This is a genomic window from Streptomyces sp. NPDC013455 (genome assembly GCF_040632975.1).
Taxonomy (GTDB): domain Bacteria; phylum Actinomycetota; class Actinomycetes; order Streptomycetales; family Streptomycetaceae; genus Streptomyces.
Map to the genome: position 1 here is coordinate 181570 of NZ_JBEYCX010000011.1, position 16864 is coordinate 198433.

The 16864-nt window shown below is 74.4% G+C and carries 12 protein-coding genes and 2 pseudogenes; 6 read left to right on the top strand and 8 right to left on the bottom strand.

The window, feature by feature from the left end:
- Positions 1 to 212: 212 nt before the first annotated feature.
- The gene (locus ABZ576_RS19800; protein ID WP_360741904.1) at positions 213 to 488 is read left to right on the top strand and encodes a hypothetical protein; all 276 of its coding nucleotides are present in this window, start codon (positions 213 to 215) and stop codon (positions 486 to 488) included.
- 51 nt (positions 489 to 539) lie between these two features.
- Here ABZ576_RS19800 and ABZ576_RS19805 read toward each other — a convergent pair.
- A pseudogene (locus ABZ576_RS19805) lies at positions 540 to 680 on the bottom strand (IMP dehydrogenase); the annotation flags it as partial.
- Between ABZ576_RS19805 and ABZ576_RS19810 the strand changes: the two are divergent.
- Positions 680 to 1387, top strand: a pseudogene (locus ABZ576_RS19810) (transcriptional regulator); the annotation flags it as partial. The pseudogenes ABZ576_RS19805 and ABZ576_RS19810 sit on opposite strands and share 1 nt — an antisense overlap.
- 303 nt (positions 1388 to 1690) lie before the next feature.
- Here ABZ576_RS19810 and ABZ576_RS19815 read toward each other — a convergent pair.
- Both ABZ576_RS19815 and ABZ576_RS19820 read right to left on the bottom strand, forming a co-directional pair.
- Complete coding sequence (locus ABZ576_RS19815) at positions 1691 to 2584, bottom strand: hypothetical protein (protein ID WP_360741907.1); 894 nt, start codon at positions 2582 to 2584, stop codon at positions 1691 to 1693.
- Entirely contained in the window at positions 2581 to 2991 is a 411-nt protein-coding gene (locus ABZ576_RS19820; RefSeq protein WP_360741910.1) for a peptidase inhibitor family I36 protein, read from the bottom strand. The genes ABZ576_RS19815 and ABZ576_RS19820 overlap by 4 nt, the downstream gene beginning before the upstream one ends.
- A gap of 307 nt (positions 2992 to 3298) precedes the next feature.
- On the opposite strand from ABZ576_RS19820, the gene ABZ576_RS19825 reads away from it, so the two are divergent.
- A complete protein-coding gene (locus tag ABZ576_RS19825) occupies positions 3299 to 3868 on the top strand; it encodes a GNAT family protein (protein ID WP_360741913.1) in 570 nt (189 codons plus the stop codon).
- Between the two features lie 52 nt (positions 3869 to 3920).
- On the opposite strand, the gene ABZ576_RS19830 is transcribed toward ABZ576_RS19825, so the two are convergent.
- The 4 genes from ABZ576_RS19830 to ABZ576_RS19845 form a co-directional block, all read right to left on the bottom strand.
- Positions 3921 to 5414 (bottom strand): VWA-like domain-containing protein, encoded by a 1494-nt coding sequence (locus tag ABZ576_RS19830; RefSeq protein ID WP_360741916.1) that lies wholly within the window; start codon positions 5412 to 5414, stop codon positions 3921 to 3923.
- A 38-nt stretch (positions 5415 to 5452) separates the two neighbouring features.
- Positions 5453 to 6799 carry a MoxR family ATPase gene (locus ABZ576_RS19835; protein ID WP_360741919.1) on the bottom strand — a complete coding sequence of 449 codons (1347 nt, stop codon included), beginning with the start codon at positions 6797 to 6799 and terminating at the stop codon, positions 5453 to 5455.
- A gap of 181 nt (positions 6800 to 6980) precedes the next feature.
- Complete coding sequence (locus tag ABZ576_RS19840; protein ID WP_360741922.1) at positions 6981 to 8459, bottom strand: hypothetical protein; 1479 nt, start codon at positions 8457 to 8459, stop codon at positions 6981 to 6983.
- Between the two features lie 136 nt (positions 8460 to 8595).
- Positions 8596 to 9882 carry a PAS domain S-box protein gene (locus tag ABZ576_RS19845; protein ID WP_360741925.1) on the bottom strand — a complete coding sequence of 429 codons (1287 nt, stop codon included), beginning with the start codon at positions 9880 to 9882 and terminating at the stop codon, positions 8596 to 8598.
- Between the two features lie 332 nt (positions 9883 to 10214).
- Here ABZ576_RS19845 and ABZ576_RS19850 point away from each other — a divergent pair, with 332 nt between their 5' ends.
- From ABZ576_RS19850 to ABZ576_RS19860, 3 genes are read left to right on the top strand one after another with little or no spacing between them, the layout of a single operon-like run.
- Positions 10215 to 11588, top strand: a complete 1374-nt coding sequence (locus tag ABZ576_RS19850) for an ATP-grasp domain-containing protein (RefSeq protein WP_360741928.1) — start codon at positions 10215 to 10217, stop codon at positions 11586 to 11588.
- 23 nt (positions 11589 to 11611) lie between these two features.
- Positions 11612 to 13651, top strand: a complete 2040-nt coding sequence (locus ABZ576_RS19855; RefSeq protein ID WP_360741931.1) for a PEP/pyruvate-binding domain-containing protein — start codon at positions 11612 to 11614, stop codon at positions 13649 to 13651.
- A gap of 8 nt (positions 13652 to 13659) precedes the next feature.
- A complete protein-coding gene (locus ABZ576_RS19860; protein ID WP_360741934.1) occupies positions 13660 to 15081 on the top strand; it encodes an MFS transporter in 1422 nt (473 codons plus the stop codon).
- A 39-nt stretch (positions 15082 to 15120) separates the two neighbouring features.
- On the opposite strand, the gene ABZ576_RS19865 is transcribed toward ABZ576_RS19860, so the two are convergent.
- A complete protein-coding gene (locus ABZ576_RS19865; protein WP_360741937.1) occupies positions 15121 to 16692 on the bottom strand; it encodes an alpha-L-arabinofuranosidase B in 1572 nt (523 codons plus the stop codon).
- Positions 16693 to 16864: the final 172 nt, after the last annotated feature.

The window sequence follows — 16864 nt, forward strand, 5'->3', positions numbered from 1 at the left end:
AGCCGTCCACACCGTGCAACCACCGCGCTGTCCGAAGGCGGGCACCAGCGTGTTGCGGTCGGCCATGCACTCTGATTCCTTCGACCTCTGAACACATGAGGGGCCTTCAGGGCCTCTCTACCACGTGCTGCGGGTGAATTCCGTTCACAAGTCAGGGAGTTGAAACCGTGCAGAGTTGGATCAAATGGTCCGTACGGGCGGCTGGGTTCGTCATGTCTTTGACCATCTCCTCCGCCCTGACGGAGCCGGCCTTCGCGGCTTCCGAGAGTCCCGCGCCGGCCCCCGCCTGCGTCACCATGTACGAGAGCTGGCGGTACACCGACGCCGCCAGCAGCTGCGCCGAGACGGTCGGGGTGATGGTCGTCTACCGGGACGGTGCCACCGGCCTGTGCTACGCGTTGCAGCCGGGCACCACCCGCACGGTCGGCGAGGGGTACCTCGGCCAGCACGGCCACCCCGATTACCTCGCCGCCTGCGCGGTCTCCTGACCGCGCCTTCCCCGGGGCGGGGTCGCCGGGCCGGGGTCGCCGGGGCGGGGGTCAGGGCTTGAGGAGGGCCTTGACGGCGCGGCGCTCGTCCATGGCCTTGTAGCCCTCGGCCACCTGTGCCAGGGGCAGGGTGAGGTCGAAGACCTTGCCCGGGTCGATCCGGCCCGAGAGGACGCGGTCGATGAGGTCGGGCCGGCGTCTCCCCGGCCGTCCTGGAGGCCGTCGCCCGCGCCCTCCGGCTGGACGACGCCGAGCGTGCCCACCTCCTCCGTCTGGCCCAGGCCGCCGACGGCTCCGCCGCCCTCACTCGCCCCCGGCGCCGTACCGCCCGGCAGTGGACGCCGCACCGCAGCCTCCAGTGGACCCTCGACGCGATCACCGCCGGACCCGCCTTCGTGCGCAACGGGCGCATGGACGTCCTCGCCGCCAACCAGCTGGGCCGCGTCTTCTACACCGACCTCTACGCCGGCCCCCGCAACCAGGCGAACCTCGCCCGCTTCACCTTTCTGGACCCGGCATCCCGGAGCTTCTGTCCCGACTGGGAGCTCTTCGCCGACACGGCGGTGGCCATCCTGCGCACGGAGGCCGGCCGCGACCCCTACGACAAGGACCTGCACGACCTCGTCGGCGAGCTGTCCACGCTGAGCGAGGAGTTCCGCACCCGCTGGGGCGCCCACGACGTCCGCCTCCACGGCACCGGCGTCAAACGCTTCCACCATCCGGCCGTCGGCGAGCTCGTCCTCGCCTTCGAGGGACTGGAGATGACCGCGGAACCCGGCCTCACCCTGACCATCTACACCGCCGAACCCGGCTCGCCCTCCGAAGAGGGGCTGCGTCTGCTCGCCTCCTGGGCCGCCACGGAGGAGACCGGTGCGCCCGCACGGCATTCCACCGGCTGAAGCCTGTCGCGGCCGGCCCCGCGCACGGCCGTGACCGCGGCCGATCGCGGTCTGTCGCCGTAGTGGTGGTGCCTTGGTGCAGGATCCTGGTGACCGGTTCCGCGGACGGGCCCGGACGTGCCGCGGCGGACGCGCTGTTGTCCGCCGGACACGAGGTCGTCGCGCACGCCCGGCGGCGGGCACGTCATGTCCCCGGGGGGCGAGCCGGCGTGGCGGCGGGCGCGTCATGTCCCGGGGGGCGGGCCGGCGTGGCGGCGGGCACGTCATGTCCCCGGGGGGCGGGCCGGCGGGGCGGCGGGCACGTCATGTCCCGGGGTGCCGGGCCAGCGCGGCCTGCTTCAGCCGTCGGTACTGCCGGACGGCCTGCCTGTCCCCGCCGTCCAGCAGCCGGCCCTCGACCCGGCGCTGTGCCTCGGACACGGCTTCGTGCAGACGTGCCGTCCGCTCACAGGAGTAGTCGGTCCACGCGGTCTCGAGTTCCTCGCGGCCGACGTCGCGCAGCCGGTCCGCACTGCCGCGGGCCCGCCGGATCGCGGCGCCGATCTCCTCGCGCGGCGCCTGGAGGTCGGTGTAGGCGTGGCCGGAGTCCGCCATGCACGCCGACCAGGCGGTCAGCGCCGTACGGTAACCGCTGTCCTTCGCCACCTCGTCCATCACGGTGGCCTGCAGCGCCTCCAGCCGGCCCTGCAGGGCGTCCCAGCCCTTTCCGTAGGCCCGTTCCCTGGCCTGGTGGGCACAGCCGTCCGGCCGGTAGACCAGCACCCGCCCACCGGCGAGCCGGAGTTTCCTCTCCCGGGTGCCGAGCAGGGCGTCCGACCACTTCCGGGGATGCCCCGGGGCACCGGAGGCGCGCCGGGTGGCCGGGGGTGTCCCCAGCACCGCGCCGACCGCGCCGTACCCGTCCTGCCTGGTCGTCTCCTCGCGGAGCAGACCGTAGGGGTTGGTCGTGGCGGCGCGCGCGTCGGCCGCCGTGCGCTCCGGCTCGTAGGCGAACCCCCGGCGGGCCATGCAGGCGGCGACGGCCCGCTCCTCGGCGGCGCGCAGCCTGGTCGTGCCGGTGGCGGAGGTGGTCAGCACCCCGGACAGCGGCCGGGGGTCGGACTCGGCCGGCGGGGGGCCGGCTGCTTCCCGAGGGGAGCAGCCGACCATCAGCAGTGCCAGCACGAGCCCCGTGAGGGGCGCGCCGAACCGCCTCATACGCACCAGTTGTTCGAGTAGACGTGGTGGTAGAGGGCGGTGCCCAGTTCCGGGTTGTTCTCCACGTCGTTCAGGGAGTACCACCCGGTGCCGCGCGCCAGGGTCCAGTAGTGACCGGTGTAGTTGCGCTCGCTGTAGACGCGCACGTTGCACGACGTACCCGCGTTCCACAGCGATTCCGCGCCGCGGAACTGGTAGAAGCCGGTCAGGTCGCGGTTGTCCTGGTAGACCGCTCCCCGGTCGCCGTAACCGTAGGTGGAGGTGTAGGCGCACAGCGCGCCGGACGGGCAGCTGTAGGCCGCCTCGGCCGTTCCGGAGAGGCCGAACAGGGACGCGGTGAGCGCCGCGAGCAGGCCCGCCGCGTAGGCCGTACGCCGCTTGGCCGGCCTGAGGGAGAGATGAGCCACGGTCCGCCGGTTCCTTCCTGTGGACGGGAGGGCGCCGAGCCGTCCCGGATGTGAAGAGGCTGGTGTGTTCGCGAACGGGCACGAAGCTATCGGCACGGTGAAAAGGGGACATCCAACCGGTGGTTGAGGTCCCGGGTAAACCGGCACGGCAGTGACCTGGGCACTGCCACCACGGGTGTACCGCGGTCCGCGGAGGGGCGTGCCCGCGCGGGTGGACCACGGTCTGCGGGGAAGGCCGTGACCGGCCCCGCCCGGCCGCGGCCCACTAGGCTGTCCGGGACCCACCGACAGCACACGGGGAGGTCCGATGACCGCTGTCTCGCCCTGCGCCCAGGCACCCGTCACGACCGAGCGGCTGATCCTGCGGCTCTTCACCGCCGACGACGTCGAGGACCGGTACGCGTACCAGGCCCTTCCCGAGGTCGCCCGCTTCCTCTACCGGCCGCCGCTGACCCGCGAGGGCTGCGCCGAGTCCATCGCCGCGCGGGCGGGCGGGACACCGTGGAGCGCGGACGGCGACGTTCTGCTGCTGGCCGTGTGCCGGGCGGAGGATCCCGGCGTCGTCATCGGCGAAGTGGTCCTCACCCTGGTGAGCGCCCGCGCCCGGCAGGCGGAGATCGGCTGGGTCTTCAACCCGGGGTACGCCGGACGGGGTTACGCCACCGAAGCGGCGCGCGCCGTCGTCTCGTTGGCCTTCGGCCCGTTGGGCGTCCACCGGGTCTTCGCCCGGCTCGACGTCCTCAACACCGCCTCGGTGCGCGTGTGCGAGCGCCTGGGGATGCGGCGCGAGGCACACCTGGTGGACAACGACCTCGACGGTGACCGCTGGGGCAGTGAGTACGTGTACGCGGTGCTCGGCCGCGAGTGGAGGAGCTGAGCCGAGCCGCCCGTGCCGCACCGCAGCCGGTCGGCCGGCGGGTCGTGTCCGCTCAGCCGATGGTGACCACCCGTGCCCAGGGTGGCGGGCGGTCGGGGACGTAGTCGGGACGGTTCTCGTTCACCGCGCGGGAGGGGCGGGGGAAGAGGCCGACCACGGTGCGGCAGGGCGGCTGGGCGGAGGGCCACGGCGTCTGGCCGTCCGTGAGGGCGACGATCACGTCCGGGCGCGGCCGGGAGCGGAGCGCCCGGGCGAAGCCGGAGCGCAGATCGGTTCCCCCGCCGCCGAGCAGTTCGATGTTCTCGGCCCGGCAGAGGGGGACGGCGATTCCGGCCGCCGCGTCGCAGGAGATCACCGAGACGAGGTCGCGCCGGCCGCCCACCGCCTGGGAGATCGCGGCCACCTCCAGCAGCGCGCTGCCCAGTTCGGCGTCGCTCACCGACCCGGAGGTGTCGATGACGACGCAGACGCGGGGCGGTGTGCGGCGCAGGCTCGGCAGCAGCACTCCGGGGAGGCCGGCCGAGCGCCGTGAGGGGCGCCGGTAGCTGTGGTTCTCGCCCACCCCCGGCGCAGCCGCCGCCGACCGGACCGCCGCCCCCAGCAACTGCCGCCACGGCTGCGGTGGGTGGAACGCCTCGTCCGCCCACCGGCGCCAGCCCTCCGGCGCGTCGCCCGGCCGGCCCTTGATGCCCTCGGCGACCCGGAAACGGACCGCGTCCCGCTGCTGCCTGCTCAGGCCGTGGGCTCCCTCGGGCCCCAGCTCCCACGGCCTGACCTGCCCGTCGGCGCCGCTGCCGCAGTCGAGCCAGGCCAGGTCGGCGGCGAGCCCGGACATCGAGGCCGTCCGCAGGTACTCCTCCATCAGCAGGCCGTCGGGCAGGCGCAGCAGCGAAGGGTGCACCGCCCCGGCGGGCCGGGGCAGACCGTCGCCGTAGATGTCGTCGTTGATCTCGAAGTCGGCGGCGATGTTGCGGCGCAGCCTCTCGCCGCCTCCGGCCGAGGAAGGCCCTGCCGGGGTGGGCCCGGCCGGGGAAGGTCCGGTCGAGGTGGGCCCGGCCGGGGAAGGTCCTGCCGGGGTGGGCCCGGCCGGGGAAGGTCCGGTGGAGATGGTCCCGGCCGGGGTGGGCCCGGCCGAGGAGGCTCCGGTCGAGGAGGGTCCCCGCGCGCCGGGCTCGCCCGGACCGTGCCGCTCGTGTTCCCGGGCGTACCGCTCGCTCCGCGCGTGGTGGTCGCGGAGCAGGTGGGAGACCTCGTGCACCCAGACGCCCGCCAGTTCCTCCACCGGCGTGCGCGCCACGAAGCCGGGCGAGACGTAGCAGCGCCAGTACGCGTCCACCGCCATCGTCGGCACCGAGCGGTCCTCCACGACGTGCAGCGCGAAGAGGGCGGCGGCCAGGTAGGGGCGGACCTTCACCGCGTGCAGCCGTGCGGCCAGCAACTTCTCGGTGTCCAGGGGAAGTCCGGGCCGGTGGTGCGGGCCGCCGGCACCGGCCGCCGGTTCCGGCACGGCGGCCCGCACCGGGCGTGGCGGCGCGGGTGGGGCCATGGGGTGCGGCAGCGGAACCCGGCGCCCGGCGGCCCCCGTCATCGGCGCGTCCCCGTGGCGCGCCGGGCGTCCGCCGTGGCCCGGTCCACCGACCGGTCCGCCCGGCGGGCGAGGCCGACCACCCCGGCCAGCCGATCCACCGCCTCCGGCACCTCCCAGTCGTCGCGCCGGAGCGCGGCCAGCGTGGTCGCCGGGGCGACCAGCAGGTCGGGGGCGCCGGTCTCCAGCGCCCTGACCAGCACCTTCCAGGCCGCTTCCCACCGCCGGTGCTCCGGTCGCGCGCCGACGGCGGCCACCACCGCCTCCAGCGCCGCCTGCCGCAGATCGCCGCGTTCCGGCAGTTCGGCGGTGGGAGGGTCGGCCAGCAGCGACTCCGGGTCCGGCAGGTCCATCCGGTCCAGGTGGGCGAGGAGTTCGAGTCCGGGCCCGTCCCCCACCGCCCCCCGTACCAGCAGCGCGAGCACGTCGCGGGAGACGGAGGCCGCCGTGCCGAAGGCCAGCAGGGTCAACGCGGCCTCCCAGCTGCGGGGTGACGGCCAGGCGCCGCCGCGCCGCGTCTCGGTGCTCGGCAGCCGGTGGATCAGCGTGGGCCGGGCCTGGAGGAAACCGCAGACGGCACGCCGGGCGTACGCCACCGCCTCCGGCAGCCGTTCCGGCTCCAGCCGGGGCAGCTCCGCCCGGGGCCAGACCCCGCCCAGCCCGCGCACCACGACATCCCGGTCGTGCACCCAGTACAGGTGCACGAACCGGTTGGCGAGCGGCGGGCTCAGCTCCCAGCCGTCCGCTGCCGAGGCGCGCGGATTGGCGGCGGCCACGATCCTGACCTGCGGCGGCAGTTGGAGCGTGCCGACCTTCCGTTCCAGGACGACCCGGAGCAGCGCGGCCTGGACGGCCGGGGTGGCGGTGGAGAGTTCGTCCAGGAAGAGCAGGCCCCGGCCGGCGCGCACGAGTTCCACGGCCCACTGCGGCGGTGCCATCGGCACGCCCTGTACGGCAGGGTCGTCGCCGACGATGGGCAGTCCGGAGAAGTCGGACGGCTCGTGCACGCTGGCGATCACGGTCGTCAGCGGCAGGTCGAGGGAGGCGGCGAGCTGGGTCAGGGCCGCGGTTTTGCCGATGCCCGGCTCCCCCCAGAGCAGCACGGGCAGGTCGGCCGCGACGGCCAGGGTGAGCGCTTCGAGCTGCTCGTCGGGGCGCGGTTCGGTGGTATTGGTCCGCAGCAGGTCCAGGAGGTCGCCGGCGAGGGCGAGTTGCGCGCGCTGTGCGGACGCGCCGGCGGACGCGGGCAGGCCGGAGGCCGGGGCAGGTACGTCGGCGGCGGGCACGTCGGCAGGGGGCACGGACAGGTCGGGGGGCGAGGCGGGCAGGAGGGTGCTGGAGGTCATGGGGCATCACCTGGGTGGGAGGAGGGGACGGGGCGTGGCCCGTCCGGACGATGTGAGGGTGTGCGGCGCCGGACGCGCCGGTGTTCTCGGCGTTCTGCGCGCTCTCGGTGTTCTGCGCGCTCTCGGCGTTCTGCGCGTTCTGGGTGTTCTGCACGTTCCCGGTGTTCTCGGCGGAAGGGGGTCAGCGCGTCAGGCCGGTGCGGGGCCGGGCCCGGCTGGTGTGCTTCTGGCGCATGGCGGCGGGTACCCGGCGATCGAGCCGCGGGCGGTGGCTCGCGTCCGCGTGTTCCGCGCCCGAGGCCGTCCCGCCTTCCGCGGCGCCGGCGGCGGGATGCACGCTGACCAGCCCGGAGCGGAAGCGACCGTGGTCGACACGGCGGGTCGCGGCCGACTCCAGTGCCTGCCGGAGCGGGCCGTCGGGCAGGACGGCGCCGGGACCGAGCAGCCTCTGCACCACGTCCAGCGTCCCGGCGATGTCACCGTGGCGGAGCCGCTCCCGGACCGCGGGCAGTGCCTCCGGGCTGCGGTGCACCGCGTCGATGGCCCGTACGCAGGGCAGTGCCGGCCCGCCGAGCGCCACCAGCAGTTCCTCGCGCCGGAGTTCGGCCGGGTCGTGGTCGATCGCCGTCAGCACGCCGGCGCGCAGCGCGATCCGGTGGACCTCGCCCCGGCACTCGACCCGGTGGGGGTCGCCGGGCGCGGTGGCGGGCGCGGCCGTTCGCGTCGGGCCGGGCTCCGCCAGTGCCGCGGCGACGAGCGGATGGAGCCGGTCGGCCGTGGTGAGCCCGGCCCGCAGCAGCTCCAGGTCCGGTAGGACCCGCGCCGCGGCCTCGGGCAGCACCGGGAGCGCGGCGACCTGCTGCCGCGGCAGCGCCTCGCGCAGCGGCCGGAGCGTCGGGGCGTGGCTGTCGTCGGGGGCGACGAGTTCGAGGACGGCGCGGCTGCGCGCGGCGAGCCGTACGGTGAAGGCCCCGCGGGGGCGGTTCTCGGCCCGGAGCAGCAACTCCGCCTCGGCGGCCCAGCGGTTCACCGCCCAGGACGCGTCGGCGGCGGCCCGGTCCGGCAGGCCGGGTGGGAGGGTGCTGCCCCTGCCCCGGGGCCGGTCGGACGGTGCCGGGTCCGCTCCGCAGCGCCGCGCGAGCTCGCCGCTCCTTGCCGCGTCCCAGAGGTGGCGGTGCAGGTCGAGCCGGAAACGCCGGTCGGGATGCGGGTGCGGATGGTGCCTCGGGGCGCCGGTCGCGGACCCCTCCCACAGGGCGAGGGACATCCGCTGGCCGGCGTCCGCCCAGGCCGGTGGTGTGCGCACCACCAGCTGCGGCGGTGCGGTGCCCGAGCCGCCGTAATGGGCCAGGGACAGGGTGAGGCCGGGCCGGAGCCGCCCGTCGGGCGCGCTGCGGGGCATGTGCCAGCGCAGCAGATCCGGTGCCAGTCGGCGCAGGTCCGCGCGGAGGCGGCCGGCGACCTCGGTGCCGTGGCGGTCGCGCACGGCGCGCAGATCGAGATCGATGTCGACGCGGGCGGCGGCACAGGCCCCCGCCCAGTCACCGGCCGCGCGCCGTGCGGACGCGGTCTCGATCATGGACGGTGGCACGGCGTACTCGCGCACGCGCTGCCACATCAGCAGGCGGGACGGGAAGTCGTTCGGGAGGTGATGTGCCATCAGCACTCACCTTGCGCGAACGATTCCCCCAATCCGTACGAGGAGAAGTTCATCATCCCGCGCATCATAACCACACCGCCGAAGCGTTGTCCCCGGTCTTTTTCCCCGCCCCTCGCGGCGCACGGCGCCGGTCCGCTCAGACGGGGCTCAGCGGATGTGCCGCCGTGGCGGACCGGGGCGGCCAGGCCTGCGGGGAGAGGATGCCGAGCACGTACGCGCGGGCGACCAGGGCGGGGCGGGTGGCGGCGCCCAGGAGGTCGCGCAGGCGGCTCAGGTGGTAGTCGACCGTCTGCCGTGAGAGGTGCAGGGTTCCCGCGATGTCCGCGTTGCTGCGTCCCGCGGCCAGCAGGGCGAGGATGCGGACCTGGGTGGCCGTCAGCGGCGGCTGGGGTTCGTGGCGCAGGCCGACGTGCGTCATGACGGCCCACACCCCGGACACGCGTTCCGCGGCTCCGGGCACCGTGCTCAGGTGGACCCGTACGCGGCGCAGCCCGCCGTCCGCGTCGGTGAGTACGGCGGCGGCGCGGGCACTCCTGCGCCGGCCGGCTATCAGGTCGTCCCAGAGGCGGTACAGGGCGCCGCGTTCTGGTGTCCTCGCGAGGAGGCCGGTCACGGGCAGCCCGATGAGTTCGGAGCGGCGCACGCGCAGGAGTTCCGCGACGCCGGTGCCGGCCTCCCCCACCAGTCCGTCCGCGGAGAGGCGGACGCAGAGGAGACCGCAGTGGTCGCGCAGGGCCCGCAGTTCCTCCTCGGCCCGGCGTCGCTGGTCCAGGGCCCGGGTGCGGTCGGTGACGTCGACGTAGATGCCGGCCACGCAGCGGTGTCCGGCCCAGCGGACGGGGAAGCGGTACCCCGCCGCCTGCCCCGAGGAGCCGTCGGGGCGCCGGTAGGCGAGGGTGTGCCGTACGGGCCTGCCGCCGGTCAGGACCTCCCGGTCCAGGGCGAGGAACCGGTCGACGTCGCCGGGTTGGTCGACCTCGGCCAGGTGGCGGCCGATCACGGCGTCGCGCGTGGTGCCGTACAGGTGGGCGTACGCGTGGTTGGCCCACAGGTAGTGCCCGGTCGCGTCGCGCACGAAGGCCGCGGCCGGGGTGAGGTCGGCGAACGCGGCGTACGGGTTCTCCTCCGGCCGGCCGCCGACCTCGACCGCCACTCCCCTGCTGGCGTGCCGGTCGGCGTGCTGGTCGCGGGCCGGCCAGTTGACGTCGAAGGTGCGGCCTTCGAAGCACGCCTGGTACGGGCCCGCGTCCGGCGGGTCGGAGGGGCCGCCGCGGTCGGCGCAGAGCGCTTCCAGGAAGCGGCGGGCGGTCCGTTCGTCGGCGAACGCGCCGCCGCCGCTGTCGAGCACTCTCAGCCCGCCGTCGGCTTCCCACCAGGACACCGGAAGGGGCGCGAGCAGCGTCTTGAAATCGGCCTCGTCCACGGCCCAACTCCTTCAATTGTCCACCATGTCACGTTGCGTGACACCTCATGCGTATCCCGTAGCGCACCGGACATGCGCGGCCGGGGGACCTCGCGCCCGCGCACACCCCCTGGCGCATCACCCGCTCCGCACCTGCCGGCGGCCGGTCGCGGCATTGCGGCATTTGCCTGAACGGTCGGCGCTTTTGCCGGCGGATGGCGGGAGTCGGGGCTGGTTCGCTGGAAAGAGGCGGCAGCACGGGGGACTTGACGGCGGCGGGCCGGCCGCCGCCGACGGCCGGCCGGGCGCGGACCGCGCCCGGGCCTTCGGACGACCAGAGGAGTTGGGTTGTGGTGAGCAAGGTGCTGTACGTGCATGCCAAGGGCGGGCCCCCGGCGGGGTACGCCCTGACGCGGGTGGCCGCGAGGTCCGCGGTGCACCTGCTGGCACTCAGCGAGCTGCCCGCCGCCGTGGCGGCCGAGGCCGCGGGGATCTGCGACTCGGTCACCACGCACGTCACCGCGCAGGGCCGCGATCTCGTCGGGCTGATCACCGCCCGTGCCCGCGAGGTGGGCGCGGACGCGGTCGTCACCTTCTCGGAGTACGCGGTGGTGGCGGTCGCCGAGGCGTGCCGGCGGCTCGGGCTGCGCGGTGCCGGGCCCACCGCCGCGCTCGCCCGCGACAAGCGGCTGATGCGCGCGGCCTGGGAGCGCCGGGGCTTGCCGCAGCCCCGGTTCCGCTCGGTCACCACGGCCGCGGAACTGGAGCGCGCGGCGGCCGAGTTGTCGTTCCCGCTGCTGCTGAAGTCCGCGTGGAGCGCCGGTTCCACCGCCCACCAGATCATCGAGACGCCCGGGGCGGTGCGCGACGCCTGGCAGCGGTCGCGCGCGGTGATGGCCGAGTCGGCGCTGCTCGGGTTCGCGGAGCTCCACGTGGCCGGGGCCGGTGAGGACTTCATCGTGGAGGAGATCGTCAGCGGGTGCGCACGCCACTGGTTCGGCGGTCGCGGCTGGGGTGACTACGTCAGCGTCGAGGGCGTGGTGGTCGACGGTGTCTTCCGCCCGGTCTGCGTGAGCGGACGGATGCCGACGGTGGCACCGTTCACCGAGCGCGCCGGCATCACCCCGGCGGCGCTCGACAGCGGCGCGCAGGCCCGGATCGTGGAACTGGCCCGACGGGCCGTGGACGCGCTGGGTCTGGAGAACTGCGGTACCCACACGGAGATCAAGCTGGGTGCGCACGGTCGTATGTGGGTGATCGAGACGGCCGCGCGGTTCGGCGGCGCGATGACGGTGCCGCAGATCGAGCAGGTCTTCGGGCTGGACCTGGTGGGCATGTTCACCGACCAGCTGCTCGGCGGCTCTCCCGCGTGGCCCGCGCGGGCGTTGACACCGGACGACGCCGGCGGCGCGGCCGGGTCCCTGGTGGTGCTCGCCGTGAACGGTGACGGTTCGCCGTGGGCCCGCCGCCACCGGTGGGACGCCGGCACGGTGGTCCGTTCCGCGCCGGTCGCAGCGGGCAGCACCCTGTCCGTCGTCGCGGAGAGCTCCCTGCCGGACGGCACCCTCGTGCCGGTGTACGACCCGGCCGCCGGCGCCAACACCATGGCGGCGGTGTGCCTGCTGTCGGCCGACCGGCCGCAGACCGTCGTGGACGACTTCACCGCGGTGGTGGACGCCCTGCCGCGGCTGTTGCCCACGGACGTCACCGAGGCGGTGCGGGCATGACCGGCACAGAGGAGGAGGTGGGCATGACCGGCACACGTCAGGAGGCGGCCGGGAGCGGCACACGTCAGGAGGCGGGCGCGCCCGGCACCGCGGCCGACCGCACCGTCGTCGGCGCCAACCTGACGCTGCCGCTGTTCCGCGCGCTGTCCGGGGTGCTGGCCGGGCACCCGTACCTGAAGGTGGTGGTGGACCGGGCCGAGGACACCTGGCACCTGCTCGACACCCGCGTGCACCCCTTCCACGTCGACTACATCGCGACCCGCGTCCTCGGCATGACGCTGGACGCACTCGACGCGGAGCTGGACGCGTTCAACGCGTCGGTGTACATGGACCCCGAACGCCGTTTCCTGCTCGGAGTGCTGTCCCTGCACACCGAGCAGGAGGCCGACGGCTCCGAGCGGCCGTTCCTCGTCCTGGAGACGACCGAGGCGGACACCATGCCCGGCCCCCTGCTGGAGGAGTTCTACCGGTACGTCCGTGGCCGGCTGGACGGTCGCCTGCCCCTGCTGCTGAAGCCGGCCAACCACGCCCAGGAGCACGAGCTGGCCACGGTCGGTGAGGCACGCGTGCCACGCGTCCTCAGCCATGAGCTGTTCGGCAACCGGACCCGCACCTGCCTCAACCCGGGCGAGGCCGAGGGTCGGCTGCGCTACTTCCGCACCACGGCCGAGTACGAGAGTGCCGCCGCGGACCTCGGCTGGCCGGACATCGTCGCGATGCCCCGGCTGCCCGACGACGTACCCCGCACCGCCGGATTCATCAGCACGGCTCCCACGACGCCGCTCTCGCACACGAACGTGCTGGCCGCGGGCTGGGGCATACCGAACGCGATCGTCCGCGATCTCGACGCCGTCGTGCGGCGCGAGGGCCTCGACGGCGCCTGGGTGCGCTACCGCGTACGCGAGGACGCCATCACCCTGGAACGGCTGCCCGGCGCGCCGGCTCTGGAGCGGCCCGCCTGGCACCGGCAGCGCATCCGGATCGAGTCGCCCCTGCTGCGCCAGGCCCCGGTCCTGGCGCTGCACCGGCTGCGGCGCACCGACCGGGACGGTTACGGCACCAAGGCGGCCAACCTCGGGGAGCTGCACCACGTCCTGGACAGCCGTACCGCGGACCTGACGAGGTTCTACGCGCGCCCGCGTCCGCCACGGCCGGATCTGCTCGGCCACCTCGCCGCCCGGCTGGGCGAGCCGGGGGCGTCGGCGCAGCGGCTGCGGGCCGCCGCCGCCGAACGCGTGGCGGAGACGGTGCGCGCTCCCCGGGGGGTCGCCCTGCCGTTCCGGCTGCACCACCTGTTCCTCACCTCCTCCCCCGCGCTCCAGCAGGGCATCGGCCGGCTGAAGATGGCGCTGGAACTCGATGCCCTGGACGTGGTCGACTCGCTGTCCCTGCACCTCCAGCGCCTGACGTGCGCCACGCCGATGCCGCAGGAGGTGGCGCGGGCGATCACCGCCTCCGTTGCGGAGCTCACGGCCGACGGGCGTCGTCTGGTGGTGCGCTCCTCCTCCAACGCCGAGGACCTGCCCGGCTTCTCCGCCGCCGGGATCTACGACTCGGTCACCACGGTGCACGGCACGGAACAGCTCATGGACGCGGTACGGCAGGTGTGGGCGTCGCTGCTGTCGCCGCGCAGCGTGCGCCTGCGGCACCAGGCGGGCATTCCCCTGGACGACACCTACATGGGCGTGATCGTCCAGGAGTACGTATCCGCCGTACTGGGGGGCGTGCTGGTGACCTGTGACCCGACCCGGCCCGAGGACTTCCGCAGCGTGTACCTCAACTGCACGCCCGGCTCGCCCGAGCGCGTGGTGGACGGCACGGTCCTGCCGCAGCAGTACCTCTACAACACCGTCGAGGGCGGCGGGCGCACGGTCGACCTCGGCTCCTCGCGCGCGGACCTCCCGGCGGCGACCCGCGCCGGCCTCGCCCGACTCGCCCTGGCGGGACGCCTGTTGCAGTCGCACTTCAGCGAGGACGACTGCGACGACGCCCTGGACATCGAGTGGCTGATGACCGCGGAGGGGACCTTCCACCTGGTGCAGGTCCGCCCCTACGCCCGGTGAGGCGCCGCATGTCCCTCGCGCGGTCCTCTTCCCCGGCCTCCCCGGCGCCGGCGCCGTCCCCCGCCGCGCGCCGGATCATCCGCCTGAACAACGGGTTCCAGCTTCTGTTCAATCTGCTGTGGTGGATGCCCGTGTTCTACGCCTACCAGCGTGACGCGGGCCTGTCCGACGGCCAGATCTTCGGCATCCAGAGCATCTACTACATCGCCTTCTGCCTGTTCGAGATACCGACCGGGATCGTCGCCGACCGGATCGGCGCCCGCAACTGCCTGCGTGCGGGCGCGGTGGTGATGACGGCGGCGAACCTGGCACCGGTGCTGGCACCGACGTACGCCGGTTTCCTCGCGCACTTCCTCGCCATCGCGGCCGGACGTTCGCTGACGTCGGGCGCGGCGAGCGCCTACCTGTACGACGGGCTGCGCGCCGAGCGGGCGGACGCCCACTATCTGAGGGCCGAGGGCACGGCACGCGCACTCGGGCTCGCCGCCAAGGTCGTCTGCTGGCCGCTCGTGGGGCCGTTGATGACGCTGGCCCCGCAGACGCCGTACGTGCTCAGCGCGGCGAGCGCAGCCGGTTCCCTCGGGTGCGCCCTCGCCCTGCCGCGGCTCGCCGGGCGCGCGGCGTACGCCGGTCCGCGCGCCCGGCCCGGGCGGGACGGAAGCTTCCTGCGTGACACGGGCGCCGCGCTGCGCGCCCTGTGGTCGTCCCCGTGGCTGGCCCTGCTCATGGTTCAGGGTGTCGCCGTGTTCACGCTGTCGCGGATCTGCCAGGTCAACCTGTTCCAGCCGGTGCTCCTGGAGCACGGGGTCGGGGAGAGCACGCACGGCAGTGTGCTCGCGGCCATGACGGTCGCCGAGGCGGTGGCATCGGCCCGTCCGCAGTGGCTGAGCCGCCGGCTGCCGCCCGTCGTCTGGGTGTCCCTGCTGAGCGTGGCACTGGCCGCCGCCCTGGCGGGCACCACCGTCGGCGGGCCGTGGACCGTGGTCGCGCTGCTGTGCGCGTTCGCCGCGATCACCGGGTTCGTCTACCCGGTGCAGCGCAAGCTCGTCAACGACGCCATCCCCGCGGACGCGCCGCGGGCCACGCTGCTCTCGGTGGAGAGCATCGTGGACCGTGGGGTGTGCGCGCTGGCCGCGGTGGCCGCCGGCGCCTGCCTGGCGGCGGGCCGGCTCGACGCACTGCTGTGGCTCAGTGCCGCGATCACCTGCGTCCTGATACCGGCACTGCACCTGGCACTGCACCGCGTCGGTCCGGCGAGCGCCCCGGCCGGCGCCACCGGCACCGCTTCCGGCTCCGGCCCCAATTCAGGCTCCGGCTCCGGGCTCGGCTCCGGCTCCGGCTCCGGCTCCGGCTCCCGCGAGGCAGCCAGCCCGTCGGCGGACCGGCCGGTGTCCCTGCCGGTCGACGAGGGGGCGGCGCCGCGCCCGTGAGCCGGGGCACGGCCGGGTCGGTCGTGCCCCGGTGTGGGGTCAGGCCCAGGGAGACGTCACGACCCAGCTCGTGTCGTCGGCCCAGGCGGTGGTGCCGTCCCATGCGTGGGAGCCGCCGTGGCTCGCGACGTAGACACCGTAGGAGTAGTGGCGTACGAAGTCGCTCGGGTAGTTCGCGGACCGGAGCGAGACGCCTTGGCCGCTGTGCCCGGCCTGTGGGCAGAACGTGGCGTCCAGCCTGGACAGCGCGGCGCTGTCGATGGTGTCGACGCGCAGCCGGAAGTCGTAGTGGCGCAGGTACTGCCCCGGCTTGTCGGCGGACTCGAAGGAGACGCAGGAGGCGTCGCCGAGGCCGGCGCGGACGATCCAGGTGGCGGCGGCCTTGTCGGCCGGGGAATTGGAGGAGGAGACCGCCGCGATGACGGCGTTGCCGTCGGCTGAGTTGTGCCGGAGGTAGTGGTCGGTGCAGCAGGCGGTGGTGGCCCGCAGCGAAACCCTGGATCCCACGGTGGGGGCGCCCGCGACGGCGGACGGGGCGTACCCGGCCGCGTTGATGTCGGCCTGTACGGCGTTCTCGGTCGCGTCCGACGGGTAGCCGGACGTCATGGCGCCCTCGTAGAAGGTGCCGGCGGAGCTGTTGCTGTTGTCGCCGCCGATGCCGAGGATGATCGCCCCCTCCTTCTTCATCGGGTCGTAGCCCGAGGCGTTGGGACGCGGTCCGTCGTAGTAGGTGGACAGGCCGCCCGACCGGGCGTCGCCGGCCCGGATCGCCCAGTGGTTGGGGCCGCCCTTGACGACGGCGGTGAGGAACCGGTGGCTGACGCTGGGGTCGTTGGCGTTGTAGCCGCGGTTCACTCCGGAGAACAGGCCGTTCTCCAGGTCGGCCATGACCCAGGGGCCGTTGCCGGTGCCGTAGCCCCAGACCTTGCTGTTGCCGAAGTAGATGGTCTCCATCGTGCCGTTGCCGTTGTCGCGGCTGTTGGTCTCGGCGTTGCCGTAGTCGAAGCAGCAACCGCTGTTGTAGTGGGTGCCGTCGAGGATCGCGTACATGCCCTCCGGCTGGTCCCCGGTCGCGATGCCGTTGGTGGTGTTGTCGCGGTATCCGGTGCCGGGGGCGATGAAGACGCCGTACGCCTTGTGACCCCCCACGGTGACCGGTGCGGCGGCAGCCTCGGCGAGGTTGTCGTAGCCGCCCGCGGCAGGGCCCTGGAATCCTCCCGGTGGCGCCTGGGTGAGGTGGTTGCCGCGGCCGGACTGGTCGTAGACGACGGTGATGAGGCAGCTCGTGCCCGCGCAGAAGGAGTCCTGCGCCGCGGCGTCGGCGTAGCCGCCCGCGCCGAGTACGCCGATGTCCCGGGTGGAGCCGTCCGAGGCCCGCCGGACCTGGTAGAGACGGCTGCCGTAGGCGGAGTACAGGGCGCGGGTCGTACTGTGCGCGGCCACGCAGGGCGTTCCCCCGGCGGCGTACAGGTCGCAGGGCCGCGAGCCGGCGGCCACGGCGCCGCTGCCGGCGGAGGCCCGGCCGCCGAGCAGGGCGGTGGCCAGGGCCAGCACGAGCGCCAGCACGGCGAACGGCGTGGCCCGCCTGGTGCGGGCCGGTGTCACGGACATGAGTGGTCTCCTGGAGGGTGGGGGGCCGGCGGCGTGTCATCGCCGGGGCTGTGACGCGCCCGGTACGACATGTTCATGACATGCCTGAGCGCGGGGGGCTGGGCGGACCTGCTGTGCTCATCCGGGGTCGAAGGCGCTGCGGTGTCGCGGTGTTCGTGATTTCGAACTTTGG

Bases quoted from the DNA above. Each gene is read 5' to 3' on its own strand.
- ABZ576_RS19800 (WP_360741904.1), top strand. From the start codon at position 213: ATGTCTTTGACCATCTCCTCCGCCCTGACGGAGCCGGCCTTCGCGGCT.
- ABZ576_RS19815 (WP_360741907.1), bottom strand. From the start codon at position 2,584: ATGAGGCGGTTCGGCGCGCCCCTCACGGGGCTCGTGCTGGCACTGCTG.
- ABZ576_RS19825 (WP_360741913.1), top strand. From the start codon at position 3,299: ATGACCGCTGTCTCGCCCTGCGCCCAGGCACCCGTCACGACCGAGCGG.
- ABZ576_RS19830 (WP_360741916.1), bottom strand. From the start codon at position 5,414: ATGGCCCCACCCGCGCCGCCACGCCCGGTGCGGGCCGCCGTGCCGGAA.
- ABZ576_RS19835 (WP_360741919.1), bottom strand. From the start codon at position 6,799: ATGACCTCCAGCACCCTCCTGCCCGCCTCGCCCCCCGACCTGTCCGTG.
- ABZ576_RS19840 (WP_360741922.1), bottom strand. From the start codon at position 8,459: ATGGCACATCACCTCCCGAACGACTTCCCGTCCCGCCTGCTGATGTGG.
- ABZ576_RS19855 (WP_360741931.1), top strand. From the start codon at position 11,612: ATGACCGGCACACGTCAGGAGGCGGCCGGGAGCGGCACACGTCAGGAG.
- ABZ576_RS19860 (WP_360741934.1), top strand. From the start codon at position 13,660: ATGTCCCTCGCGCGGTCCTCTTCCCCGGCCTCCCCGGCGCCGGCGCCG.
- ABZ576_RS19865 (WP_360741937.1), bottom strand. From the start codon at position 16,692: ATGTCCGTGACACCGGCCCGCACCAGGCGGGCCACGCCGTTCGCCGTG.